1 protein-coding gene is annotated in these 525 nt (G+C 28.2%); it reads left to right on the top strand.

Annotation, left to right across the window (positions count from 1 at the left end; translation table 4 throughout):
- On the top strand, positions 1 to 525 hold a 525-nt coding region (locus tag N1F73_RS03905), incomplete at both ends, for an Mbov_0399 family ICE element protein (protein WP_396888708.1).

Raw genomic sequence — 525 nt, 5'->3', positions numbered from 1 at the left:
GAAAGATTAAAAATTGAATTAGGTAAGTGAGTAGATTTTGATGCAAAAACAACTCGTTTAGTTGATGATGTTTTAATTAGAGATCCAAAAGATACTAAGAGTATAGGCGTTAAACAGAGAGAAAAGAAATATTGAGCAGGTAGATGGAAAGCTCATACACCTTTAAAAGTAATATTTAATACGACGTTAAGTGAGAATGAAGTTTTAAAAATTAATGGTAAGAGAATAGAGGTATTAGATAGAACATTTGAAGAATTTTTACAAGATAATCGGAGCAATGCTGGTGATGATGAAAGAGTGTTTGATTATGGTGTTGTTGTTAATGATGATACACAAAAAACACAAGAAAATTCACATCTAAAAAATGAGTATAAAATTGATATTTATAAATATTCTCGTCCAGGTAATTTAGATGCTGATTTAGAAATGCATTATACAAAAGTATTATTTATAGATTCAAAATCAGCACAAGTTGATTTTAAGTGATATGCCTGAGAACCTGAAAATAATCCACAACAAAAAGAA

This window comes from Mycoplasma sp. HS2188 (genome assembly GCF_025209835.1).
GTDB lineage: Bacteria > Bacillota_I > Bacilli_A > Mycoplasmatales > Metamycoplasmataceae > Mycoplasmopsis.
The sequence above is the reverse complement of the archived record's forward strand: the minus strand, read 5'-3'. Positions and strand labels throughout refer to the sequence as shown.